This is a genomic window from Flavobacterium glycogeni (genome assembly GCF_048286775.1).
In the GTDB taxonomy this organism is placed as follows: domain Bacteria; phylum Bacteroidota; class Bacteroidia; order Flavobacteriales; family Flavobacteriaceae; genus Flavobacterium.
In genome coordinates this window covers 1-25,555 of sequence record NZ_JBLVPV010000033.1, presented here as the reverse complement: position 1 = coordinate 25,555, position 25,555 = coordinate 1, and the positions used below count along the sequence as shown (strand labels likewise).

At 34.7% G+C, this 25,555-nt stretch carries 28 protein-coding genes; 22 read left to right on the top strand and 6 right to left on the bottom strand.

Annotated elements, in window-relative coordinates; genetic code table 11:
• Positions 1 to 44 precede the first annotated feature (44 nt).
• From ACNQGX_RS17185 to ACNQGX_RS17110, 16 genes are all read left to right on the top strand, one after another.
• Positions 45 to 1,040, top strand: a complete 996-nt coding sequence (locus ACNQGX_RS17185) for a 2-hydroxyacid dehydrogenase (protein WP_417978321.1) — start codon at positions 45 to 47, stop codon at positions 1,038 to 1,040.
• 161 nt (positions 1,041 to 1,201) lie between these two features.
• Positions 1,202 to 1,597, top strand: coding sequence for a DUF2784 domain-containing protein (locus tag ACNQGX_RS17180; protein WP_417978319.1), 396 nt, complete (start codon positions 1,202 to 1,204; stop codon positions 1,595 to 1,597).
• Between the two features lie 219 nt (positions 1,598 to 1,816).
• Positions 1,817 to 2,920 carry a site-2 protease family protein gene (locus ACNQGX_RS17175; RefSeq protein ID WP_417978317.1) on the top strand — a complete coding sequence of 368 codons (1,104 nt, stop codon included), beginning with the start codon at positions 1,817 to 1,819 and terminating at the stop codon, positions 2,918 to 2,920.
• Entirely contained in the window at positions 2,907 to 4,061 is a 1,155-nt protein-coding gene (locus ACNQGX_RS17170; RefSeq protein WP_417978315.1) for a phospholipase D-like domain-containing protein, read from the top strand. The genes ACNQGX_RS17175 and ACNQGX_RS17170 overlap by 14 nt, the downstream gene beginning before the upstream one ends.
• A 499-nt stretch (positions 4,062 to 4,560) precedes the next feature.
• A complete protein-coding gene (locus tag ACNQGX_RS17165; protein WP_417978313.1) occupies positions 4,561 to 5,622 on the top strand; it encodes a reverse transcriptase domain-containing protein in 1,062 nt (353 codons plus the stop codon).
• Positions 5,623 to 5,896: 274 nt separating this feature from the next.
• The gene (locus tag ACNQGX_RS17160; RefSeq protein WP_417978311.1) at positions 5,897 to 6,490 is read left to right on the top strand and encodes an ester cyclase; all 594 of its coding nucleotides are present in this window, start codon (positions 5,897 to 5,899) and stop codon (positions 6,488 to 6,490) included.
• 17 nt (positions 6,491 to 6,507) lie between these two features.
• Complete coding sequence (locus ACNQGX_RS17155) at positions 6,508 to 7,170, top strand: (4Fe-4S)-binding protein (protein WP_417978309.1); 663 nt, start codon at positions 6,508 to 6,510, stop codon at positions 7,168 to 7,170.
• Positions 7,171 to 7,220: 50 nt separating this feature from the next.
• The gene (locus ACNQGX_RS17150; RefSeq protein ID WP_417978307.1) at positions 7,221 to 7,793 is read left to right on the top strand and encodes a YceI family protein; all 573 of its coding nucleotides are present in this window, start codon (positions 7,221 to 7,223) and stop codon (positions 7,791 to 7,793) included.
• Between the two features lie 272 nt (positions 7,794 to 8,065).
• On the top strand, positions 8,066 to 8,965 hold the full coding sequence (locus tag ACNQGX_RS17145; RefSeq protein ID WP_417978305.1) for a DnaJ C-terminal domain-containing protein: 900 nt from the start codon (positions 8,066 to 8,068) through the stop codon (positions 8,963 to 8,965).
• On the top strand, positions 8,962 to 9,255 hold the full coding sequence (locus tag ACNQGX_RS17140; protein WP_417978303.1) for a chaperone modulator CbpM: 294 nt from the start codon (positions 8,962 to 8,964) through the stop codon (positions 9,253 to 9,255). The genes ACNQGX_RS17145 and ACNQGX_RS17140 overlap by 4 nt, the downstream gene beginning before the upstream one ends.
• 50 nt (positions 9,256 to 9,305) lie before the next feature.
• Positions 9,306 to 11,897 (top strand): cation-translocating P-type ATPase, encoded by a 2,592-nt coding sequence (locus ACNQGX_RS17135; RefSeq protein ID WP_417978301.1) that lies wholly within the window; start codon positions 9,306 to 9,308, stop codon positions 11,895 to 11,897.
• Between the two features lie 236 nt (positions 11,898 to 12,133).
• Positions 12,134 to 12,916 (top strand): MlaE family ABC transporter permease, encoded by a 783-nt coding sequence (locus ACNQGX_RS17130; RefSeq protein ID WP_417978299.1) that lies wholly within the window; start codon positions 12,134 to 12,136, stop codon positions 12,914 to 12,916.
• A complete protein-coding gene (locus tag ACNQGX_RS17125) occupies positions 12,917 to 13,675 on the top strand; it encodes an ABC transporter ATP-binding protein (RefSeq protein WP_417978297.1) in 759 nt (252 codons plus the stop codon).
• A gap of 8 nt (positions 13,676 to 13,683) precedes the next feature.
• Complete coding sequence (locus ACNQGX_RS17120; RefSeq protein ID WP_417978295.1) at positions 13,684 to 14,661, top strand: MlaD family protein; 978 nt, start codon at positions 13,684 to 13,686, stop codon at positions 14,659 to 14,661.
• A 43-nt stretch (positions 14,662 to 14,704) separates the two neighbouring features.
• Positions 14,705 to 15,742 (top strand): glycoside hydrolase family 130 protein, encoded by a 1,038-nt coding sequence (locus ACNQGX_RS17115; protein WP_417978293.1) that lies wholly within the window; start codon positions 14,705 to 14,707, stop codon positions 15,740 to 15,742.
• 105 nt (positions 15,743 to 15,847) lie between these two features.
• Positions 15,848 to 16,180, top strand: a complete 333-nt coding sequence (locus tag ACNQGX_RS17110; protein ID WP_417978291.1) for a hypothetical protein — start codon at positions 15,848 to 15,850, stop codon at positions 16,178 to 16,180.
• Positions 16,181 to 16,220: 40 nt separating this feature from the next.
• Here the strand turns inward: ACNQGX_RS17110 and ACNQGX_RS17105 are convergent, their stop codons facing one another.
• Positions 16,221 to 17,345, bottom strand: a complete 1,125-nt coding sequence (locus ACNQGX_RS17105; RefSeq protein ID WP_417978289.1) for a cysteine desulfurase family protein — start codon at positions 17,343 to 17,345, stop codon at positions 16,221 to 16,223.
• An 18-nt stretch (positions 17,346 to 17,363) separates the two neighbouring features.
• A complete protein-coding gene (locus ACNQGX_RS17100) occupies positions 17,364 to 18,284 on the bottom strand; it encodes an EamA family transporter (protein WP_417978287.1) in 921 nt (306 codons plus the stop codon).
• 204 nt (positions 18,285 to 18,488) lie between these two features.
• On the opposite strand from ACNQGX_RS17100, the gene ACNQGX_RS17095 reads away from it, so the two are divergent.
• Positions 18,489 to 19,433, top strand: a complete 945-nt coding sequence (locus ACNQGX_RS17095) for a hypothetical protein (RefSeq protein WP_417978284.1) — start codon at positions 18,489 to 18,491, stop codon at positions 19,431 to 19,433.
• A gap of 140 nt (positions 19,434 to 19,573) precedes the next feature.
• Here the strand turns inward: ACNQGX_RS17095 and ACNQGX_RS17090 are convergent, their stop codons facing one another.
• Both ACNQGX_RS17090 and ACNQGX_RS17085 read right to left on the bottom strand, forming a co-directional pair.
• A complete protein-coding gene (locus ACNQGX_RS17090; RefSeq protein WP_417978282.1) occupies positions 19,574 to 20,125 on the bottom strand; it encodes a Smr/MutS family protein in 552 nt (183 codons plus the stop codon).
• The gene (locus ACNQGX_RS17085; RefSeq protein WP_417978280.1) at positions 20,118 to 20,300 is read right to left on the bottom strand and encodes a hypothetical protein; all 183 of its coding nucleotides are present in this window, start codon (positions 20,298 to 20,300) and stop codon (positions 20,118 to 20,120) included. The genes ACNQGX_RS17090 and ACNQGX_RS17085 overlap by 8 nt, the downstream gene beginning before the upstream one ends.
• A 101-nt stretch (positions 20,301 to 20,401) precedes the next feature.
• Between ACNQGX_RS17085 and ACNQGX_RS17080 the strand changes: the two genes are divergently transcribed.
• On the top strand, positions 20,402 to 20,680 hold the full coding sequence (locus tag ACNQGX_RS17080) for a DUF2752 domain-containing protein (RefSeq protein ID WP_417978278.1): 279 nt from the start codon (positions 20,402 to 20,404) through the stop codon (positions 20,678 to 20,680).
• Between the two features lie 35 nt (positions 20,681 to 20,715).
• On the opposite strand, the gene ACNQGX_RS17075 is transcribed toward ACNQGX_RS17080, so the two are convergent.
• Entirely contained in the window at positions 20,716 to 21,414 is a 699-nt protein-coding gene (locus tag ACNQGX_RS17075) for a DUF1003 domain-containing protein (protein WP_417978276.1), read from the bottom strand.
• A gap of 399 nt (positions 21,415 to 21,813) precedes the next feature.
• Here ACNQGX_RS17075 and cysM point away from each other — a divergent pair, with 399 nt between their 5' ends.
• Both cysM and ACNQGX_RS17065 read left to right on the top strand, forming a co-directional pair.
• Entirely contained in the window at positions 21,814 to 22,701 is an 888-nt protein-coding gene (gene cysM / locus ACNQGX_RS17070; protein WP_417978275.1) for a cysteine synthase CysM, read from the top strand.
• 144 nt (positions 22,702 to 22,845) lie between these two features.
• Entirely contained in the window at positions 22,846 to 23,538 is a 693-nt protein-coding gene (locus ACNQGX_RS17065) for an SGNH/GDSL hydrolase family protein (protein WP_417978273.1), read from the top strand.
• Positions 23,539 to 23,633: 95 nt separating this feature from the next.
• On the opposite strand, the gene ACNQGX_RS17060 is transcribed toward ACNQGX_RS17065, so the two are convergent.
• Positions 23,634 to 24,044 (bottom strand): OsmC family peroxiredoxin, encoded by a 411-nt coding sequence (locus ACNQGX_RS17060; protein ID WP_417978271.1) that lies wholly within the window; start codon positions 24,042 to 24,044, stop codon positions 23,634 to 23,636.
• Between the two features lie 355 nt (positions 24,045 to 24,399).
• Between ACNQGX_RS17060 and ACNQGX_RS17055 the strand changes: the two genes are divergently transcribed.
• Complete coding sequence (locus ACNQGX_RS17055) at positions 24,400 to 24,837, top strand: cytochrome c oxidase assembly factor Coa1 family protein (RefSeq protein ID WP_417978269.1); 438 nt, start codon at positions 24,400 to 24,402, stop codon at positions 24,835 to 24,837.
• A gap of 68 nt (positions 24,838 to 24,905) precedes the next feature.
• Positions 24,906 to 25,484, top strand: a complete 579-nt coding sequence (locus ACNQGX_RS17050) for a hypothetical protein (RefSeq protein ID WP_417978267.1) — start codon at positions 24,906 to 24,908, stop codon at positions 25,482 to 25,484.
• Positions 25,485 to 25,555: the final 71 nt, after the last annotated feature.

The following is a 25,555-nucleotide window of genomic DNA, read 5'->3' as shown; positions in this document are numbered from 1 at the left end:
CACTACCTTAACATGTATTTTTTTAGAAATGAAAAACAACAAAAATGAAAGTATTAGTCTATAGCATATTTGGTTTTGATAAAGCTTTTCTGGAAAAAGCAGCACATGGTAATCACGAATTAGTTTTTACAGAGCAGCCTTTGAATGAAAGTACCGTACACCTTGCTAAAGGATTTGATGCGGTTTCACTTTTTACTTCTGATGATGCTTCGGAAGCAGTATTGCAAAAACTATATAGTTGTGGCGTCAAATATATTGCCCTGCGCTCCGTAGGTTACGATCATGTTGATTTGGCCAGAGCAAAATCATTAGCCATAAAAGTGGCAAATGTTCCTGCTTATTCCCCTTATGCCATTGCTGAACTAGCCGTAGCCTTGTTATTGGCACTAAACAGAAAACTGGTTTTAGGCCAGACGCTAATGCAAATTGGCGATTATCGTTTGGATCATTTAGTGGGTTTTGATTTACATGGAAAAACAATAGGCATCGTAGGAACTGGAAAAATAGGCGCTGCTTTTGCAAGAATTATGCATGGTTTTGGCTCTGAAATTTTAGCCTTTGATCTTGAAGAGAACAAGGAACTTATGGATGAAATTCCTATTACTTATGTTTCACTGGAGGATTTATGCGCCACTGCTGATGTGATATCTGTGCATTATCTGCTCAATGGAACAACAAACCATCTGTTTAACAAAAGTACTTTTGCACTAATGAAAAAAGGGGTGATTTTTATTAATACTGCTCGTGGAGGAATCGTAAACACCAAAGATTTATTAGAAGCTATCGAAAATAAAACCATTGGAGCTGCCGGCTTAGATGTTTACGAGAAAGAGAAACCTATTTTTTTTCAAGATCATACTGATTCTCCAATACATGACAACTTGTTTTTAAAACTTCGCTCCCATCCTAATGTAATGATTACCGGACATCAAGGTTTTTTGACAAATGAAGCATTAGAGGGAATTGCACAAACTACGATTGCTAATTTGAATGCCTGGGCCTATAATGGTATTTCCGGAAATGAAGTGAACAATTTCTAAATTGTTTACGGTTAATTTATTCTAACCATGCTATCGTCAATGGCATTAAAATTAAAAAATGAAAGAATCATTTAAAATAGGGAATATAGCAGGGATTGGTATATTTACAGATTAGACTTTTCCATACTTATTTCCTTTATCGTTTTCTTTACCAAGCCGTTATGGGTAAACTTATCCTTCATATTATCGATTATTTTTTTATTGTATTTCATACCGTTCTTATCTTGTTCAACGTGCTTGGCTGGATTGTTCCGCGATGGAGATCTGCAAATTTAATTACAGTATCACTTACAGCATTTTCGTGGTTTATAATGGGGATTTGGTACGGTTTGGGCTATTGCCCGTTTACAGATTGGCATTGGAAAGTGCGTGAACTTTTAGGCTATCATGATGAAAGCAATTCTTATATCCATTTTCTAATTCTAAAAATAACCGGAATTAAGCTGTCAGAAAGTTTGGTTGACGTCGCAACAGTAATTGTTTTTTTTACGGCGTATATTATCAGCATTTATTTTGCTGTAAAGAAAAGAATGTTAAAGCGAAAGTTAAAAAACTGATATCCTCCTATTGTAGTTTTCTTATGCTCTGCATTTGAAAAAATAATTTTCATTTTCAAACTCCAATTTCTCTAATTCTTCAAAAAAAATGTTGTAATTTAGTACAAGTTGTGCCTGCCCCCTTTCTTCTTGCATAGACTACAATTTATTGATTTTTAATTATTTGCATATTTTTTTTCTAATCCTACTATAATAAATAGTATTAAAAATTCAAAAAAAATGAAAGGATCATTAAAACTCGGAAAAATAGCAGGTATCGGAATATTTATACACTGGACATTCACATTACTTATTCTGTTTATCATTTTCGTTAACTACAAATCAGGTCAAAATGCCACACAAATAATATGGTCTGTCGTATTTATTTTAACTATTTTTATTACTATTTTATTACACGAACTGGGGCATGCTTTAGCCGCAAAAAATTATAACATAAAAACCAAAGATATCACCCTTTTACCCATTGGCGGATTGGCCAGACTAGAGCGGATACCTGAAAAACCTTTGGAAGAATTAATAGTCGCTTTTGCCGGACCTTTGGTAAATATCATATTGGCCTTTATTACGGGAATTTTCATTACCATTCCTGACACTTCGGAGCAATTAATGGCGGAGTTATCTAATGGCGTAAACGCGAATAATTTCTTTCTCAATTTTTTTTTAGTCAATTTCTGGTTGGCAATTTTCAATTTAATCCCAGCTTTTCCTATGGATGGCGGCAGAATTTTACGCGCTTTATTATCGTTTAAATTACAAAGACATGTTGCGACAAGAATTTCGGCACGAATAGGACAACTATTAGCAATGGGATTTATCATTTTTGGATTTTTCACCTCCCCTTTTTTAATTTTTATAGGTATTTTTGTCATTATCGGAGCTCAAGTTGAAGCTGATTATACCGAGTCTAAGTTCTTCTTGAAAGGCTTCAAAGTCCATGATGTTATAATGAAACAGTATCCAACGATGGATGCAAATGATACCGTAAAAACAGCGGTTGAATTGGTATTGGACAGTCAAAACAAGAATTTTCTAATCATTGAAAATGGTATTCCGGTTGGAACGCTGAATCGAGACCTAATTATTCTGGCACTTTCCAAAAAAGGAGACAATGAATTTATTTACAATGTCATGGATCGAAATTTGGTTTACCTCGACAGTGATTCCCTTTTGGAAAACGTTTTTGAGCTGATACAACTCAATAAATCAAGATTAATGCTTGTTATGGAGAACAATGAACTCGCTGGTACTTTGGATGTTGAAAACCTTATGGAATTCCTTTTAATTAAAGAAGTAAAAATAAATAAAGCCCATGATGAAAAGTAAAAATAACCTTATTGTTCCAAAAAATCTGGAGCTTGTCTACAGCGGCGAAGATTATTTTTCTCGATTAGAAGCTATTATTCGTAATTCACAGTTTGAAATTCACATGCAAATGTATCTTTTTGAAAATGATACAACCGGAAATAGAATTATCACAGCATTAAAAGAAGCCGCTTCCCGTAACGTTCAGATTTATGTCCTTTTGGACGGCTTGGGATCTTTATCATTTCCTTCCGAAACAATAAAAGAAATGAGGCAAAGTGGCATAAACATTCGTTTCTTTGCCCCTTTATTTTCAACCTATACTTTTTATATTGGCAGAAGATTGCATCGAAAAGTTGTTGTTGCTGATGCAAAAGTTGTGCTAATTGGCGGCATAAATATAGCCGATAAATACTGTGGTTGCTCTACCGAAGCACCTTGGTTGGACTATGCCGTTCAATTAAACGGAGAAATTGCCGAACCGCTTCAAAAATTGTGTGCCGATATCTATTTAAAAAAAAGACGCCTGCATAACAAAAAAATAAAATCTTCCTTTCCTGTTCAGGAAGATGCCATGGTTCGCATCCTTCAAAATGACTGGCTAAAAGGAAAAAATGAGATTTGTGATTCTTATATAAAATCCATTCGAAATGCGAAAAAAGAAATAATTATTGTGGGAAGTTATTTTCTGCCTGGGATTCGAATCATTCGAGCCTTGAAAAAAGCATCCAAAAATAAGGTGAAAATTAAATTAATTCTTTCCGGAAAATCGGATTTACCGTTGACAAGGCGCGCCACTTGCTTTCTCTATGGCAAACTACTTAAATATAATATTGAATTGTACGAATGGGACCAATCCATTTTACATGGAAAAGTGGCCGTAATAGATGGCAATTGGGCCACAATAGGTTCTTTTAATCTGAATAATTTAAGTTCGTACGGAAGCCTTGAAATGAATGTTGAAATAAATTCTGCTTTATTTTCTAAAATGTTTCAAAACCACCTCATCGAAATTATTGCTCAATGTCAAAACATAACGCCTAACTCGCTAAAAACAAAGAACAATCTATTGACAAAATCAATCAATTTTCTTTCGTATTGCATGACCCGAATAATAGAAATAATTGTCACGTACACTCCCTATAAGCGATTCAATAATTGATTTTATAAAATACTAATTACAGCTTTTATTCCAAAACAGAAAAAGAGTCTTCTGTTTCTAAAAACAAAATTATTATTGAAAAAATTATGACTATTAGTACTGTTAATAAAATATTTTTAATTAACTTTATATGTGTTTTTTAACTATTTAAAACACTAACCACAAGCACTTTATAAATTCACAAGCAATGGAACCACATCGAATAAAAACTAAAAAAAAAGAGGATTGGATTCAAAAAGATTTGGAGAGTAAAATTCCCAAATTAAGCAGTAAAACATTGTTTATTCCCAGTCAGGATGAATTATTTTTCTAGTTCATTTCTCAAAGAAATTTGTTAGCCCAGGTTAACATCGGAGCCGTGAGTCACTGCTCTGTAATTGAATGTTCTTTCAAGCACCAGGTTTAAAAGATTCTCCGCAGAGCTCCGAACTTTTAAACCGGTATTCTTAATCGGGGTTAGGGACAAAATAGTCCCTACTCCATTAACGATTTCAACGCTATGGATTTTGTACAATACAAAGAAACCTTTACAGACAAATCTCATAAAATAGGCTATTCCCTGCCTAATATTCAACGCTGTCTGGATTATGCCGAAGTTTTATTTTTACACGACGTACCGGTTATTTACAATCCAACCCATTTATCGCTTTTGGTGGGATACAAGAAAGAATACTTAAAAAAAGCGGCTGTTTATCCCCGCTATTTTTATCGTGATTTTGAGATTGCAAAAAAAAATGGCACAAAACGACTTATTTCTGAGCCACTTCCCAGTTTGAAAGAAATCCAAATCTGGATTCTGAAAAATATCCTCAATAAAGTTCCCATAAGCCCTTTTGCAAAAGCATACAAAACCAATGTATGCCTTATTGAAAACCTGAAATTCCATAAAAATCAACCTAAAGTATTTACCTTGGACTTAGAAAATTTTTTCCAATCTATTACTATTAAATTAGTTGAAAAAGAGTTTCATCAATTGGGCTATTCAAAAATGGTATCGAGACTGCTTTCTAAATTGTGCACCCGAGACAGAACTTTGCCTCAAGGCGCACCTACGAGTCCGTATCTTTCAAATTTGATTTTTAAAGATGCCGATGCCCAGATTGCCGCCTACTGCAAACTGCATAAAATAAGATACACCCGTTATGCTGACGACATGAGCTTTTCCGGTGATTTTGATGAAAATAAGCTACTCCATAAAGTAATTGAAACTGTTGAAAAATTAAACCTTCGCATCAATAAAAACAAGACTAAACTCATGACGTCCAATACCCGTCAAACCGTCACAGGGATTGTGGTCAATGAAAAACCGCAGGTGGTATTCCACAAACGCAATGATTTGAGACAAGCCATGTATTATATCAAGAAATTTGGTTTCGAGGAACACCGCGAATACAAAGAAATCAACCAAAAAAATTATTTGGAACATTTGTTAGGGAAAATAAATTTTGTGTTGCAAATAAATCCAAAAGACATCGAGTTTTTAGAGTATAAATCTATATTGAAAGACCTAAAAAAGAAACAGGATTTAAAAGCTATGGAGGACGAATTATTACCAATATAGAAATCTACAATCTACAATTAATAGAAAAATATAAATTAAAGCTCCGTTTTGGGGCTTTTATATTTATAACTATCTAAAGTAAAGCACTTTATTTTATTTTTAAGATTGCAAAATTGTAAAATTGACTAAATTTGATGTATCCAATATCTGAAAACAATAATCATTTGAACTTGGGAATTGTATATAGCTGTATATCCTCAAACGACTGACGAAACTGCGATTTTCAAACTTTTAAAGTTTTTTATAATATCAATAATTTTAAAAAAAAAGAACCATGAAAAAAATGCGCTTCACTCCAATCATTTCAATTCTAACTATTGGTATTCTTGTTACCACATTGAACAGTTGCTCTAAAAAAAGTGACAATACAACGGCGATGCAAACGAAAATTGATTCTTTGCAAATGGAGCTCAAAAAATTCACGGATGAAAAGGCGCTTACGGAAATGCGTCTTGTCCGATTTGACTCATTAGACTTTGATTTTTATAGCGGGCAAAAATGGGAATCCCTAGCCATAAGCCATGCTGACAATATAAAAGTGTATTATCCCGATGGCAACATAACGGAAGGATTAGCACCACAGCATATTGACATGCTAAAACCCATGTTTGTATTTGCCCCCGATACAAAAATTAAAAAGCATCCCGTTAAATTCGGTAGCGGTGACTGGACATGTGTAATTGGTGAAATGGAAGGGACTTTTTCGCAACCGATGCCAATTGGCAATGGCAAAACCATTCCTCCTACAGGTAAAAAATTCAAACTTTCAATGGCAACAATTGGTCATTGGAAAGAAGGCAAAATGACTGAAGAATACTTGTTTTGGGATAACCAGGCATTTATGAAACAGATAGGATTGGCTAAGTGAAACCTAAATTCTTAGACATGCAATACAAATTTGACAAACCTGTTCATGGCTTCATCGGTTCAGAAAAATACCAATGCACCATTAAATGGCGCAACGGAAAATTTATTGCCGATGAACCGGTGGCATCAGGCGGAAAAGATTCCGGTCCTGACCCTTTCTCCTTACTTCTCTCATCACTGGCATCTTGTGCCTTGATAACACTACGAATGTACATTGACCGGAAGGGTTGGAATATCCCTGAAATATCTGTAAATGCGAATTTGTACCAAGAAACAAAAGATGGAAAAACGTCCACTATAATAGACCATGACATTTTATTTCTCAGCTCTGTTGATGATGAACAAAAAACTAAATTATTGGAAATCGCAAAGCATTGTCCCATATCGAAAATTTTAGAGAGCGATATTAAGGTGCGGACTTTTGTTTTCAAAGACACTGAAACCAAGATAATAAATTACGACAACGAAGAAATTACTGTAGTATGGAAACCGGAATTTTGCCAGCATTCCGCCAGATGCTGGACACAACTTCCTGAAGTGTTTAATCCTAAAATAAAAAAATGGATTGACCCTAATGGAGCTTCCTCAGAAAAGATTATTGCACAGATAAAACAATGTCCATCAGGTGCGCTTCGTTTTTTTTACAATAAAAATAAACCGGCAGAGAAAGAAGAAATTTAATTTCATCACCGTATTTAAAATTCAATCAGCTAACTTTTAAAATTTATGACATGAAAAAAATAACAGCAATTATAGCAACACTATTTTTCTCTACTTTTCTTTTGGCGCAAACAACATGGAAAGTAGACCCAATGCATTCAAAATTAGCTTTTAGCACTGTGCATCAGGGCATCTCCGATATTTCAGGATTGTTCAAAACATTTGAGGCAACCGCTACAACCAACAAGGCTGATTTTAGTGATGCCTCCTTTGAACTCTCAACAGATCTGGCCTCTATCGATACCGAAGTGGAAATGCGGGATAATCATTTACGAAGTGCTGACTTCTTTGGAGTGGAACAATATCCGAAAATGACTTTCAAAAGCACATCAATAAAAAAAATTGGAAAAAACAGATACAAACTTATGGGTTACCTCACACTACATGGAATAACAAAGCCGGCAACAATTACTATGTGGTATCGAGGAACTATAGTGAATGAACAATCAAAAGCAATTACTGCCGGGTTCCAGTTTAGCGGAATTTTAAAGCGTTCTGATTTTAATATAGGTACAAAATTCCCTTCGGCAATGATTAGTGATGAAGTAAAAATTAAAGCAGATTGCGAGTTCATAAAGCAATAAAATCTACTGTTAGATTATAAAGATCTTGTCATAATACAGTTCAAAATAATTTTATAAAAAACATTTTTTTATCTTGAATAGTCCTAAAAGAAGCACCCTTTTTTCAGGACTATTCCTTTATAACAAACTGAAATAAAACACTTTATTGCCATTTTGACATTCAAAAATTGATTAAATTTGATAGTAGAAATATTCCATTAGTCGATTGTTGTTTTTTGTACTTCTGGATATTAAAAGCAATCATAGTAACAGCAATTATAAAAACAATTCAGATGGCATTTATAGACTATTACAAGATTCTTGAAGTGGATAAAAAGGCAACTGAAACCGAGATTAAAAAGGCGTATCGTAAACTGGCCAGAAAATACCATCCTGACTTAAACCCCAACGATAAGGAAGCCGAAAGAAAATTCAAGGAAATCAATGAGGCCAATGAAGTATTGAGCCATGCCGAGAATCGTAAAAAATATGATGACTACGGTGAAAACTGGCAACATGCGGAGGAATTTGAGAAATCAAAACAACAACAGCAGTACCATAGAGGTGGTCAACAGGATGGTTTTGGTGGATTTGGAGGAGGCGGTGGAGATTTTTCTGATTTTTTTGAATCTATGTTTGGAGGGCGCTCAGGTGGTGGAGGTCGTCGTAGCGCACAGTTCAAAGGGCAAGATTTTAATGCCGAACTACATCTGGACCTAAAAGACGTATACACCACCCACAAACGTACCTTGACAATTAACGGCAAAAACATTCGGATTACTATTCCTGCCGGAGTTGAAAATGGTCAGCAAATAAAAATCAGCGGACTTGGTGGTGAAGGCGCTGGCGGTGGACCAAAAGGAGATTTGTACATCACTTTCACTATTGAAAACCATACCAACTTCAAGTTAGACAAACACAACCTCTATTCCACTGTTAACTTAGATTTATATACTGCACTATTGGGTGTAGACATTACCGCAGATACTTTTGACGGAAAAGTAAAATTAACCGTAAAACCCGGAACCCAAAATGGAACAAAAGTAAAACTGAAAGGAAAAGGATTTCCAGTGTATAAAAAGGAAGGGGAATTTGGTGATTTATACATTACCTATCACATACAAATACCCACAAATCTTTCCGAAAAAGAAAAAGAATTATTTATGGAACTCGCTAAGTTAAGAACGTCATGAACATAGAAAACCTCATCGCTATACCTGCATTATGTACCCATTACAAAGTGGAATTATCCTTTTTTAACAACCTTAGTGAAATGGGTTTGCTCGAAATAAAAACCATCGAAGCAACACAATACATCCATCCGGATGCAATCTATGAAATAGAGAAAATGATACGCATCCATCAAGAATTAGAGGTAAATACGGAAGGAATTGATGTGGTATTTAATCTATTGCAAAAAATTGATGACTTGCAAAATGAGCTGATTTCCACTAAGAACAGATTGCGTTTATACGAGAGTTGAGATTTGACAATCTATATATTCTTTTTACTGAATTATAAAAAGTAAAAAATATGAACTGGCATTTACTCCCGCTATCAGAAATAACACAGTTGCTAAATACAACTCCATCCGGTATTGATGATATAACGGCATCAGAACGCTTGCTCGAACACGGAAAAAATAAAATTGAGGATAAAAAAAAGAAGACAATATTCCAGATGCTTCTATGCCAGTTATCTGATTTCATGATTCTCATCCTTATTGCAGCGGCAATTATTTCAGGCATAATAGGCGATGTCACGGATACGGTGATTATTCTTGCTATCATTATTATTAATGCCGTTGTTGGGTTTATCCAAGAGTATCGGGCTGAAAAAGCGATGGAAGCATTAAAGAATATGGTGGCAAACGATGCGCGTATTTTACGTGAAGGAAAAACAATGGATATTCCTGCTTCCAATCTCGTGCCGGGAGATGTAGTGGTACTTGAAGCGGGGAATGTTATTCCTGCCGATATCCGCTTTTTTGAAACCCATCAAATAAAAGTGGACGAATCAGCACTTACGGGTGAATCGAATAATGTAGAGAAAAATCCTGAGGAACTTCCCGAAGGAAATTATGCGCTTGGCGACCAAACCAATATGGGATATAAAGGAACTTATGTTACCAATGGAAGGGCGCTGGCTTATGTTGTGGCAACAGGAATGCATACTGAACTTGGACACATCGCTAAAATGATCCAAACCGATGAAACCACAACGCCTTTACAAAAAAGATTAGCTGCTTTTGGCAAACGGTTGTCAATAGGCATACTCATTATCTGCACTATCATTTTTTTTATAGGATGGTTGCGCGGAGAATCTGTTCTAACGATGTTGATCACGTCAATTTCACTAGCTGTTGCCGCTATTCCTGAAGCTTTACCGGCATTAGTTACCATTGCACTTGCTTTTGGCGCCAAGAAATTGGCAAAAAACAATGCGCTTATTCGGAAATTACCCGCTGTAGAAACGCTAGGTTCCGTGACTTACATCTGTTCTGATAAAACAGGGACTCTTACGCTGAATAAAATGACTGTACAGGAAATTTTTGAAACTTCTGATACAAAATATGAGGCTTTTTTTGCAGAAAAAAATGCACTGCTACACACAATAGCTTTAAATAATGATGTTTCAAAAGAGGAAAACGGAAAATGGCTGGGAGATTCAACCGAAGTCGCATTGGTACAATATGCATTCGATAAAAACTTAAACCGGACTGATTTAGAAGTAACATTTCCCCGAATTGCAGAATTGCCTTTCGATTCTAAAAGAAAGTGCATGACTACAATTCACCAAACCAAAAATTCTAATGGTGAAATTATAGTAATTACAAAAGGGGCTGTTGATGTATTGTTTCACAAACTGAATGATAATCAAAAATCGCTTATTCCTGAATTTGAAAGTAAAGTCAACGAAATGGCTGAAAAAGGATATCGGGTTTTAGGTTACGCCATGAAAACGCTTCCTTCCTTACCCGAAAATCTGGATACTGATGAAATAGAAACCGAATTAACTCTTATTGGTTTTGTAGGTTTGATTGACCCGCCGCGTGAGGAAGCAAAGCAAGCCGTATCTGAGTGCAAAGAAGCAGGCATTATTCCAGTAATGATTACAGGTGACCATAAACTCACTGCCAAAGCTATTGCCGAAAAATTAGGAATCATATCTTCTGATGGAGATCTTGTTTTAACGGGTTCCGAATTATCAGCATTAACCCAGACTGAGTTTATTAATATTGTAGAAAAGGTACGCGTTTATGCCCGTGTAAATCCGGAACAGAAACTAAGAATCATTAATGCATTACAATCCAAAAATCATTTTGTGGCAATGACTGGCGATGGTGTGAATGATGCTCCGGCTCTAAAAAATGCTGATATTGGTATTGCAATGGGAATCAACGGAACGGAAGTTTCTAAAGAAGCTTCGCACATGATTTTGCTGGATGATAATTTTGCCAGTATTGTTGTTGCAGTCAAATACGGCCGGAAAATATTTGATAACATCCTGAAATTCATCAAATACATTATGACGGGAAATTCAGGCGAAATATGGGCTATTTTTTTAGCGCCGTTCTTCGGCTTACCTATTCCGTTATTAGCCATACACATTCTCTGGATTAATCTGGTAACGGACGGTTTACCGGGGCTAGCATTGGCCTCAGAGCCATCCGAAACAAATATCATGAAACGACCACCCAGAAATCCAAAGCAAAATATTTTTTCAAACGGAATGGCGATACATATTTTATGGGTCGGATTTTTAATGGGCATCGTTACCATTGGGATGCAGGCCTATGCAATACATAATGCCAATGCACATTGGCAAACGATGGCTTTTACGGTGCTTTGTTTTAGTCAGTTGGGACACGTAATGGTCATTCGCTCCGGGCGGGAATCTATATTCAAAATTGGATTTTTTTCTAATAAACCTATGGTTGGCGCACTATTGATAACTATTGTCCTTCAATTTATGGTTATTTACATGCCTTTCTTTAATGAAATTTTTAAAACCCAACCTTTATCTTTATATGAATTAGGACTAACCTTAGCGGTATCAAGTATTGTATTTTGGTCTGGTGAAGCCGAAAAATGGATTAAATACAGACGCTATAATATCATTTAATCTTTGAAATTACTGTATTGTTTTTTGATTTGTCAATAAATTCAGGACTTTAATAAACAAAGAGATTAAGAGAATAAGAGTGATATTTAAGTAAGTAACTCGATTTTTTTTAATCTATTTTTTTTCGACAAAATCATCAAGAAAACAGACGAACAATATATTTAAATACTGATAATCAGGCAAATAATCGTATATTTGAGTAGCTTTTTTTCTATTAAAAATTAATTCATTTGCTAATGAATAGTATTTTTAAAATAATCGAATTGTTTAAAGCTTTTTTACTTGAAATTGGCGAACTCTCCTATTTTGCCGGCCGTTTTTTTAAAGAAGTTTTTAGGCATCCTACTGAATTCAAGGAATTCCTTAGGCAGTGTTTTTATATGGGAAATCGCTCTTTGTTACTTGTTGCTGTAACAGGATTTATCATTGGTTTAGTCTTCACCTTACAATCTCGCCCCACGCTACAGGAATTTGGTGCCGTTTCCTGGATGCCGTCAATGGTAAGTATTTCGCTTATCAGAGAAATTGGACCTATTATTACGGCTTTAATTTGCGCAGGACGGATTGGTTCCGGAATTGGCGCCGAATTGGGTTCTATGAGAGTTACGGAACAAATAGACGCCATGGAAGTTTCAGGAACAAATCCTTTTAAATATTTAGTGGTCACCCGCATATTAGCGACCACTTTTATGCTTCCAGTTTTGGTTTTTTTTGGAGATGCCATTGCCATTTTTGGTTCTTATCTGGTTGAAAACATAAAGGGAAACGTATCCTTTTTATTGTATTACAACCAGGTTTTTGATGCTTTAGAATTTAGCGACTTAATACCCGCAACCATTAAGACTTTCTTTTTTGGATTTGCCATAGGGTTAGTCGGCTGCTTTAAGGGATATTATTGTGAAAAAGGAACCGCTGGAGTAGGTCTTGCTGCCAACTCTGCCGTGGTTTTCACCTCGATGCTGCTTTTTATTATCGATTTTATTGCCGTTTTTGTTACCGATATTTTTTATGATATGTAAATGATTATGAATACATCTATACCAAATCAAAACCCCATAATAGAAATCAAAGACTTAAAAAAAAGCTATGGTAACAATCATGTTTTGGATGGTTTTAATATGGTTTTGAATGAAGGAGAAAATCTGGTTATCATGGGAAAATCAGGTTCTGGAAAATCAGTTATGATAAAATGCCTGATTGGATTAGAAGAACATGACAGTGGAACTGTTGTAATAATGGGAAAAGATATTAGTGAATTAGACCATTCAGCATTAGATGATCTTCGTACGGAAGTGGGTTTTCTTTTTCAGGGAAGCGCACTCTATGACTCGATGACCGTCAGAGAAAATTTGGAATTCCCTTTACGTCGTCACAAAAAAAAATTCGGTAAAATAAAAGACACCACTCCACTGGTTATGGAAGCATTAGAAAATGTAGGTTTGGCCCATACTATAAATTTAATGCCTGAAGAACTTTCGGGGGGAATGAAACGAAGGATTGCTTTGGCAAGAACTTTAATTCTACAACCAAAAATCATCCTTTATGATGAACCAACTACTGGTTTAGACCCCATTACTGCAAAGGAAATTTTGCTGTTAATGATGTCCATCCAGAAAAAATACAACACTTCGGCGATTATCATTACACATGATGTGGATTGTGCCAGAGTGATTTCGAACCGAATGATTTTATTGGTAGACGGCATCAATTATATCGAAGGAACTTTTGAGAAATTATCAGTTTCAACAGATCCTAAAGTACAAGCTTTCTTTAAATAAGAATAGATATGGAAAAAACGACATCACAAAAAATGCGCCTTGGACTTTTTGTAATCATCGGATTAACGCTATTTATACTGGCAGTGTATTTCATTGGCGATAAGCAAAAAATGTTTGGAAAAACCAATCATCTGAAAGCGGTATTCAATAACGTAAGTGGATTACAATTAGGCAATAATGTACGGTATTCAGGGATAAATGTAGGCACTGTACGCGGAATAGAAATGATCAATGATTCTACTATTAAAGTCGATATGCTGATTGAAAAAAAGATTTTTTCCCACATTAGGAAAAACGCCATCGCCACTATAGGCTCAGATGGTTTGGTAGGTAATATGATTATAAATATTATTCCCGGAAAAGGAATGGAAGCATCAGTATCCCCGGGTGACGAGATTCAATCCTTAAACCGTATTCGTACGGATGATTTACTGAATACCCTTGGCGTGACCAATAAAAATGCCGCGCTTCTTACCGCTGATTTACTTAAAATCACACAGGAAATAAATCAAGGCAAAGGAACTGTGGGTTTATTGATTAAAGATTCCACTTTAGCCAATAACCTGAAAGAAACCATGCGATATTTAAAAATTACCGGAAAAGGAACTTCGGAGTCCGTGATAAAATTAAACCGACTCATTTCTTCCTTAGAAAATAAAGATAATGTGATAGGTTTTTTGAAAGATACAGCTGTAGCCAATGATATGAAAGCGGTAGTTCGCAATTTAGATAAATCCAGCACTGAAATAAACAAAGTAGTAACCAATCTCAATTCGACAATTGCAAATATTAAAGATGGAAAAGGAGCTATAAACTACTTATCCAATAATCCTGAATTAGTACGAAAAATAGACTCTACGATGATAAATATTAACGAAGCGAGTTCCCGTCTCAATGAAAATATGGAAGCCTTGAAACACAATTTCTTATTTCGGGGTTATTTTAAAAAACAGGAAAAAGCAAAAAGGAAAGAACAGAAAAAATAGATTTATGATATTGAATTAGAAATACATAAAAGATCATTTAATCATGGTTACAATAGAAAAGCTTGGAATAATTCTTAGTCCAACAGAAAGAGAATTTGAAAACATGGGGGTCTTTAATCCTGGGATTTATCAGGAAGGAGATACAGTACATATTTTATATAGAGCCACACAAGAAGGGAACTTTTCCACTATTGGCTATGCAAGAACCGACGGACCACTTAAAATAATAGAAAGACACGAACAACCATTAATAATTCGAGATTTCGATTATGAGAAACAGGGAGTGGAAGATCCTAGAATTGTAAAAATTGAAGATACTTTTTATATTACTTACACCGCTTTTGATGGAATAAATGCCATGGGTGCCCTCGCTACTTCAAAGGATTTAATTCATTTTGAAAAACACGGAATACTCACGCCCAAGGTAAATTACGAAGAATATGAAAAATTTTTAACTTGCTGTAAAGACCCTCATTTGAATCCAAAATACCACCATTATTACAATCTGTTTGCTCAAATAGGATTAGTTGGAGACGAATTTCGGCTACTTAGAGACAAAGATATAGTCTTATTTCCTAAAAAAATAAATGGAAAATTTGCCATGTTACATCGCATTTGGCCAGGAATTCAGATTGTATATTTTAATAGTCTGGATGAATTAACCAAATCATTTTGGCAAGAATATCTCAAAAACCTAACAGATTATATTGTTCTAGATCCTAGGGACACTTTTGAAGTGAAATATATTGGCGCAGGTTTACCGCCAATTGAGACTGAATTTGGTTGGTTACTGATTTACCATGGTGTACAGGAAACCACAACAGGTAAAATATATCATGCCAAAGCAGCCTTATTGCAAATTGACAAACCGGAAAATGAAATAGCAAGATTGCCTTATCCACTATTCTCTCCCACAAAACAATGGGAAATAGAAGGCGAAGTTAATAATATTGTATTCCCAACAGGTCACGCTCTATTTGGAAATGACCTCTATATCTACTATGGCGCAGCTGATAAACAAATTGCCGTGGCAAAATTAGACATCAACGAATTACTTCTTGAATTGAAAAAACAACCCTAAAAAAGTAGCCTTATGAAATTTGAAAAAGCTATTTAGTCACCGGAAAACAGAAATACAAAAAAAATTGCGGCAATTACCTTTGATTTTCTTTTATCACATTATTTTATGAAAGGACAGCAAAAAGTAATCTCTAACCGAGGATGGTTTAAAAAGGAAAATGAAAGAGTATTCTATGGAGAGCAGCCCATTGAAGTAGCCACCACAATTATTGCTTTAGACTTGTTTTATGAAGCAACAAGGAATAAAAAATATAAAGACCAGCTTAAACTGGCTTTTAATTGGTTTTTAGGAAACAATCACCTCAAACAAATCATGTATAATCCGGAAAACGGAGCAGGTTATGATGGACTCGAAGACAAGCATATTGACCTTAACCAAGGGGCAGAGTCAACCTTATATTTTTTTAAGGCTCGATTAATAATGGAGAAATATCCCTAAAAGTAAAAATAAAGAAATCTGCTTTTCAGCAGATTCATATTTATATACTTTTCAAGGCTTCAATCAACAAATCAATATCTTCTTTAGAATTATAATGACTCAAAGAAATACGCAGACTCGGCTTTTTCAAATCTTCACTCGAAAGCATTTCGGCTAAAACATGCGAAGGTTTTATACTTCCGGATTGACAGGCACTTCCACGGGAAACCGCAATTCCTTTCATATCCAAATGGAATAATATCATAGCCGTTTTTGCTGGTGCAAAGGGCAATAAAACATTCAAAACAGTATAAAAACCATCTGGATTTCCGTTGATTTTAAATTCAGGAAATTCAATTTTGAGTTGGGCAGTCAAATAGCTTTTCAACTGAGCAATATGATGCTGTTCTGTTTCTAAGTTGGTATAGGAAACGTCCAATGCTTTTGCCATACCAGCGATTTGGTGCAACGCTTCGGTTCCGGCTCGCAATCCTTTTTCTTGTTCACCACCAAAAAACAGTGGTTGTAACCCAGAATTTTTTCGAATAAAAGCAAATCCAACACCTTTTGGTCCATGAAATTTATGCGCACTAGCCACAATAAAATCAACAGGAATGGTTTGCAAATCGATTGCTGTTTTTCCAATGGATTGTACCGTATCCGAATGAAATAAGGTATTGTGTTCTTGGCAAATGCGACCTATTCGTTCCAAATCTAAAACATTCCCAGTTTCATTATTCACGTGCATCAGGCTGACCAATGTTTTCTTTTCTTGCGAAAGCAATTCCACTAAATGTGTGATGTCAATTTCCCCATTTGGTTTAACATCCACATAATCAACTTGAATATCGTATTCTTTTTCTAATACTAAAGCCGTATATAAAACCGCATGATGCTCTATTTTACTGGTAATAATTCGTTTTACTTGTAAATCTTTAACCGCAGAACGAAGAATCCAATTGTTGGCTTCGGTACCACAGGATGTGAAAATAATTTCCTGTGCAGTCGCATTTAGATTCTTAGCTATAGATTTTCTGGAAAGTTCCAATATACTTTTGGCGGCACGACCCAAACTATGCGTTGAGGAAGGATTTCCATACTCTTCGGTCATTATTTTGGTCATTTCCTGGATCACTTCGGCACGAATAGCAGTAGTAGAAGCGTTATCGAGATATACTTTTTTCATTTTTTGAAAATTATAAAATTATTTTAAACCGTCTATTTCTGTTGGAATGTTTTTCGATTTTCTAGAAAAGAGTATTCTTTCATTGAAGACAACTATCGAAATTATAATCAGGAAATAGGAAAATAACTGGAGTGCGCTCACTTGTTCATGATAATAGAATATTGCTAATAGAAACCCAATAATTGGATTAATATATATCATAATCCCAACCGCTGAGGAATTAATTCCTTTTAATGCGTACAAGTTTAAAAACAACGGAATAATCGTAAAAAAGACTACGATTACCAGTAAGCAACTATAAAATAAGGATTCTGTGGGCAAATCTCCACTATAATTAGGATAAAAAGGAAGCAGAATTATTGCCGTAAAAACTAATTGAATAGTCAAAACAAGGAATTTATCCAATTCACTATTTTTTCGTTGACTCACTAAATACATCGCATAAGTAGCTGCCGTAATAAGGCTGTAAAAGATATCTTCAAAATGATTCAATGATAATAAAATACAGCTAAAGGCGCTTATCATTACTGCAAACCATTGCCATTTACCCAGTTTCTCTTTTAATATAAAAAAAGCTAATATGGTGGTTAAAATTGGGCAGATCATATAGGCCAATGAAGCTGCTTTTACACTAATATGATTCATCACATAAATAAAAACAAACCAGTTTGAGGATAGAAATACACCGCCGCCAAGTGTCAATGCAACAGTACTTTTCTGTTGTTTGGCAGTCATACTTTTGAAATGATTCCAATTTTGTCGTATTACATTTCGTCGAAAAATAACATTAATTAATACCATCATAATTACACTAAAAAACACCCGATAGAACAAAATATCCAACGATGGATAAGCATGTATCGGCTTTAATGCTAAACTGAAAAAACCCCAGAGAAAAAACGCTGAGAAAGCAGCTAAATAATATTTATTAGTCCTCATTTTAGTGTAAAATTTGCGCAAAGATAATGATTTCTATTCGCTTTAAATTCATCCGATCGCGGCAATACAATAAAGCACACGCTATTATATTCATCTCATTATTTGACATTCAAAAACCCAATATCCTGTTAAATAATCTATTTTTAAAGGGGAATGCAATTGGAACAAATTAAAAATTCTATTTTTGTTACAAATATTATAAAAATGAAAAGAGTTGTAAGCCTACTGGTTTTTGCGTTACTATTAAACGGTTGTGATGATGGTGATTTAATTCAAGAAGACATTAGTTTTGAAGATGTTGCCGCACAAAAGTGCACTACAAATGGCATCATCTATAAACTAAAAGATAGTGAAGCCCTTATTCTTGAAGTTAAGGAATTCACTTTCCCAACCGAAACTAAATCTCAAGAACTAGACATTAACGCTTCAAATCGTGTGTTTTATCGCTTTTACAATGGAGCGGTAACTTCTTTAACCATTTGCGAAACCATTCCGCCAGCAACACCAATTGTTATGGATCAATGGACTACTTCCGGTGGAAAAATAGTTATAAACACTACCGCTGTTAAAACCCCAAATGCAACAGATAACAGCACTAAAATTACGGGTTACAATCATAATATCACGTTCAAAAATATCACATTTGTAAAAAGTAACGGAACACAAGTGTACGAAACATTCCCTTTTGGTGACTATGTAATTAACGCTACACCTTTGCCTTTTGCATTCAATAAGACGCTTGAACAATGCCCGACTTCTAAACAATTGTATGATTACAACAGTAGTGAAGCACTTATTCTGGACATAGATCCCACTTTAATTGTTAACGTAGCTACACCGCTAAATACCCCAAGAACCGGATTGATAAGCGACACAAAAAACAAACTTACGTATCGATTATTCTCCGGTTTATTAACTGGTGCTTATTTTTGCAATGATACTTTTCCGGCAACTCCTGCAGTAAGCGAAGAATGGATTGCTGTGGCTGGAGTGGCAAACGAAAACGGCATTGTGGAAGTAACAACTACTACTTTGGGAAATGGTTTTAAACATACCGTTGTCCTTAAAAAAGCAAAAATGAAAAAAGGAAACAGTGATTTTATTTTAGGTGATAATTACATTTACGGTGAATTATTGACCACGAATTAATCCCAAATAAGCCGTAAAATTTGAGACAAAAAACAACCGATTTTTAGTCTAAAAAAAGGTCCGATTTTTAAGTACATTTTCTAATGAAAATTGCTTAAAAACCGGACCTTTTTTTGAGATTTTAAAAACCAAAATAAAACTTACATGGCACTTTGCTTGATAAAAACTTCTGTTGCTCCTTGACCATATTTTTGATAATTGCCTTCTTGAAAAGCAATGTTATCATAACGTCCCAATAAAAAATCCAGCTCTGCTTTTAGGATTCCTTCGCCCACGCCGTGGATAAAAACAATCTTTGGAATGCGATTGCGAATAGCAAATTCTATGTGACGTTTTGCAGTTTCTGTCTGCAAAGTCAGAATATCATAATTCGACATTCCGCGTTTATTTGGCACCAGTTTTTCGATGTGCAAATCAAACTCCGGAGCCGGAATTTCGTGCTTTGATTTCTTTTCTTTCACAAAACTTCGCGGTTTTGGGATCTCTTTCTCTTTTGAAACCTCACTTACATTAATTCTTCTGATAGAATCAAGTAAGTTACTGGAATCGTTTATTTTAATCAATTCGTTGACAAAAAATGTCATCATAAATCCATCCTCAGTTTCTATCGTAACCTGCTTCTCTTTGACTGACAACACTACTCCATTGATCGCTTCGTCAAGCACTGAAACCTTATCTCCTTTGTTAAACATTTTCGTCTTCTTTATCTTGATTTTTACTTGGCGTTTTGGCACTCAATTGCATCATTCCCATCATGAAAACTACAATTGCAAGTACCATTATATACACATTTTTTTCGGCACTCACCTGTTCGTATAAAGCAACAGTGATGGCGATAACCATTATTGGAATTATAAACTTTCTCATCTTTTTAAATATCAGTTTTCAAAAGTAATGAATTTAAAATTGCATCAATTATTATCGCAACCGTTTCTTATTTTTTCGTAAAATTGTAAAAAGAAAAACCATTGGATTTAGAAAAATACATGCTCCCCTGTTTAAGCAAAACACTCTTTGGAATGGAGTGTTTGGGCTGTGGTTTTCAGAGGGGATTTTTACTGCTTTTACAGGGTGATTTTGGAGGTGCTTTTAAGATGTATCCAGCCATTTTTACCACCCTGTTATTTCTGGGAATTCTGGGTTTTAATTTTATCGATAAAAACAGAAACTACAAAAAACTCATCATTGGTTCCGCCATCTTAAATGGTGTTTTTATGATTGCAGGGTATTGTTTTAAGCACTACTGACGAGTTCCTTTTTTTGACTTTTTAAAACAAAAAAATTATTTGATTCGAGTCAAAATATCATTCATCATTTCGATTTGTACTTTTTGAATTTCTATTAATTCTTCCTGTTGATGCATAATCAAATGATCCAGTTTTTCATGAAGCATTCTGATTTCAAGTTCTGATTTCAGATTAATCATATAATCTTTTTTGGCCCTTTCCCTGTCTTTTTCTTCCTGACGATTTTGACTCATCATAATCACCGGAGCTTGAAGTGCGGCAAGACACGACAAAATCAGATTCAGCAAAATAAATGGATACGGATCAAAACCTTTATTCAAGAGGATATAAATATTGGCCAAAATCCACAACAAAATAAATACACCGAAGAGAATTATAAATTTCCAACTTCCGCCAAAAGCAGCAACTTTATCCGCAACTTTTTGACCCACCGTTCGAACTCCAATTTCATCTTCTACCACACTCACTAAGGACTTATCTTCGTTTAAAGATCCAATCACCTTCGTTTCCAGATTTGACAACTCCCCTATTTCGACTACTAAATAATTAGATATGTATTTCTCCCGATACATATTCAACTCCCCAATTGCTAAGTATTTACCCTCATCAAAATCAGGATAATCCTTTTGTATGAGTGCCAGAATTGGATTCCGCATGGTTTTAGCAGCAATTTTATCCGCTATTGGAAATTCTTTTTGGGAAATATCGCTTATAAAAGTAGTCTTGGATTTCATATTTAATTATTTATTGGCTAATTTAAAAAAACACTTTCACCAAAACTAATAATCGGCTCCTATACATTGAAAATAAAACAGATACGTAACAGCTTTTTTATCTTAAAAAATTTAAAACAGCAATACCCATTGCTTTTAATATCGATTTATTTAACAAAAGTGTCTCAATAAACACCATAGCTTTATGCTTAAGAAAGAAATAATTCGAAATAGTTCAATATCTTTGCGCTTCGTTTTAAAACCCATGAAAATGTTACTGAACTACAAAAATATTCCTTTCTACTATTGTTGTTGCTGTTTTTAAAATACGCTCTTTAGAAACATTGTTCAAAACGAATACGTATTGTAATCAATTCTATAATCCGATTATTACAATTAAAACATAAGACACAAAATAGCATGAGACCACAAAAAATAGTAGACCTTATTGGAAACACGCCTTTAGTAGAAACTACTAATTTGATAAAAAATAAAAACGTAAAACTTTTACTAAAACTCGAAGGAAACAACCCTGGAGGCAGCGTAAAAGATCGTGCAGCCTACAATATGATTGCTTCCGCATTAGAAAGAGGAGACATCAAAAAAGGGGATAAACTTATTGAGGCAACAAGTGGCAACACCGGAATTGCTTTGGCCATGATTGCCCGATTATTCAATATCGAAATCGAACTGGTACTTCCGGAAGATTCCACCAAAGAACGCACCCAAACCATGCGTGCTTATGGCGCAACCGTGATTTTGACACCCGCAGCTACCGGAATAATAGGTTCCAGAGATTATGCTGATAAAAAAGTGGCCGAAGGCGGTTATATTATGCTCAATCAGTTTGCAAACGACGACAACTGGAAAGCGCATTACAAAACAACTGGTCCGGAAATATGGAATGATACCGAAGGAACTGTAACCCATTTTGTTTCTGCTATGGGAACTACAGGAACAATTATAGGCACTTCCACGTATTTGAAAGAAATGAATCCAGCGATTCAAATTGTAGGCGCTCAACCCAGCGATGGATCTCAAATTCCGGGAATCAGAAAATGGCCTGAAGAATATTTACCTAAAATTTTTGATGCCAAAAAAGTAGACACAATCATTGAAGTGTCAGAAGAAGAAGCGCGAGCCATGACGAAACGTTTGGCGCTGGAAGAAGGCGTTTTTGCAGGAATGAGCAGTGGCGGTTCTGTGGTTGCCGCTATAAAAGTGGCGAATCAATTAGAATCAGGAGTGATTGTTGCTATTATCTGTGACCGCGGCGATCGCTATTTGTCTTCGGATTTGTTTGATTAAATTACTTTGACGTTTTAAAAGCAACCTTCCTTTTCTGTATCTTTCGGATATAAAAAGGAAGGTTGTTTCGATTTTAAGCAAGAACCATTTCTATTTTAATCAATAAAACTACTAACTGATTCACACTTTATAATCTGGTTACAAATGAAAAACAAACCATTAATTTACAGCATTCTATTTTTATCAATCGTTATGGGAGGAAAAGCACAGGCTCAGGACTGGCCAAATTTAAATAAATACCAAAATGAAAATGCTAATCTCAAACCGGCAGCACCCGGACAAAAAAGGATTGTATTTATGGGAGATTCCATAACCGAATTTTGGAGTGTAACAGATCCTCAGTATTTTGCCGGAAAACCATACGTTAATCGTGGCATTAGCGGTCAAACCACTCCTCAGATGCTGATCCGTTTCAGAGCCGATGTTATCGCTTTAAAACCCGCCGTTGTGGTTATTTTGGCAGGAATAAATGATATTGCCGGCAATACTGGTCCTGCAACATTGGAGATGATTGCAAATAATATTTTCTCGATGGCTGAATTGGCAAAAGCAAACCAGATAAAAGTAATCCTTTGTTCTGTACTGCCAGCTTACGATTTCTCTTGGAAACCCAATCAAAATCCTGCAGAAAAAGTGGTGGCTCTAAATGAAATGATAAAAAATTATGCTGACGCCAATGGCATTCTATATCTTGATTACTTTTCGGCTATGACAGATGAACGAAAAGGTTTGCCTGCTTTGTATTCTAATGATGAAGTACATCCCAATGAAACAGGTTATCAAGTAATGGCGCCACTTGCCGAAAAAGCAATAACCAAAGTCTTGTTGCAAAAATAAACGAATACAAAGAAGTAACTTGAATTAATACTTTACAAAGTAAAAAGGCTCGATTTAATTTTAAATCGAGCCTTTCTTTTATGAATTCCTAATTTTTAAGCCAAAGTAGCCGTTGAAGAAATTGCTGCATTCAATACTTTAGAAATAATACAAAATTTTTCTGCTTTTGTAACCAACCCTTGAAAAACATCTTCCGAAATTCCTTTGACTTTTGCATTTACAGTTAAGTGAGATGTAACAATGGTTCCGTCAACCAAATCGATGTCGCATTTGGTTTCGACACTTTCAACTTCAAAACCAGCTTCGGTGATATAAGCCGAAAGTTGCATCGTAAAACAGCCTGCGTGCGCCGCTGCAATAAGTTCTTCCGGATTGGTCCCTACTCCTTCTTCAAAACGGGATTTGAACGAATATTGTGTGTCTTTTAATGTGGTACTTTGTGTGGTTAGTTTTCCGGCTCCTTCTTTCAGTGAACCATTCCAGACTGCGGTTGCATTTCTTTTCATAGTAGTATTTTTTAGTTTACTCAAATTTAGTTCATTTGTCAAAAAAACACTTTCAGAAATGGAATTTTTTAACTAAAATTTAAAGTTCGGTGTACTCTAAAAACTAAAGTTCTCCACTTCTTATAATCCGTTACAATTCGATTATTCAAAAATTTCACAACCAAACTCTTCTTACTATGTCTGTTTAAATCAATATTTACGTGCTATTTTTCGTATTCAATTGATTATGTTTGTTTGAAGAAAAAGTCTGACGTTTAGCAGACCAATCTAACCGAAAATGGGTATTTTGTCAGACCTATAAACCAGTTAGCAGCTAGTGTAAACCAAAATTTCGCAGAAAAAGAATATTAAGAACATGGATAACGAATTAATTGTTGAGAAAAGTTGGTGGAAAAAAAATTGGAAATGGTTTTTGCCAACAGCATTGTTTTTAATTGGTACTGTATTATTTACTTCCTTAAGTATTGACGGAGATGTAACTGATATTGCCAAAGCATATTCCGAAAATTCACTTTATGAAAAAGCAATTGAGAAATCGAAAACGAATAAACGTGTACTGCAACTTCTTGGTAATTTGAAACCTATAGATAAATTGGCTATAATTGAAGGCAATGCAAAATATTCAAACAATAATAATTCTATAGAACTAACTGTGAGAGTTAAAGGAAGTAAGGGAAAAGGAAAAATGGATATTTCTGCTGACAAAAAAGGAGCGAAATGGAAATATAAAAAAATAAGTATTAGAATAAAACATCCAGAAGAAGAAATTAAAATTATTAATGATACAATTTAATAATTAAATTATAAAACAACTTACAAACAACACCAGCTGCTAACAGCAAGGATGTTGGCAGATATATTATGAAAAAACTACAAAAGACAATAATTTTACTATTTTTAGTTCAAATAAGTTTTGGACAAAACTTAAACATAATAAACAATCAAGTGATTCAATTTAGTCTAAAACAAAAAAATGACACAATTGATTTTATATTAGTTGACACTAAAACAGATGAAAAAAAACCAATATTCTTATTTTGTCAAGGTTCTTTACCTATGCCTTTATTTGTAAAACCTGAAAAAGGAGAAATATGGATGATTGGTGGCGGAATTACAAATTTCGATTTAAATGAACTCAAAAAAAGTTATCATTTAATTGTAATTTCTATGCCGAAAACACCTGTAATTGCTAATGAAAAAAACTTGAATAAATCTTATTGTTACATTCCAAATCCAAATGAACCAGATGAATTTGACAAAGAATATGTGAAATTTGATTATTTAGAAAATTATGAAAATAGAGCAAAAGAAGTTTTGAAATTTTTGCGTAAACAAAAATGGGTAAATAATTCCAAATTGATTGTAGCAGGACATTCACAAGGTTCAAAAGTGGCAACATTATACCAAACACATGTATTATATAGTCCAAATTTCATCTAAAAACACATAGCTATATCCACAGATACTCATTACCTCTTTTTTGCTTGTAGCTTTTACGAGGTTAGTAATGA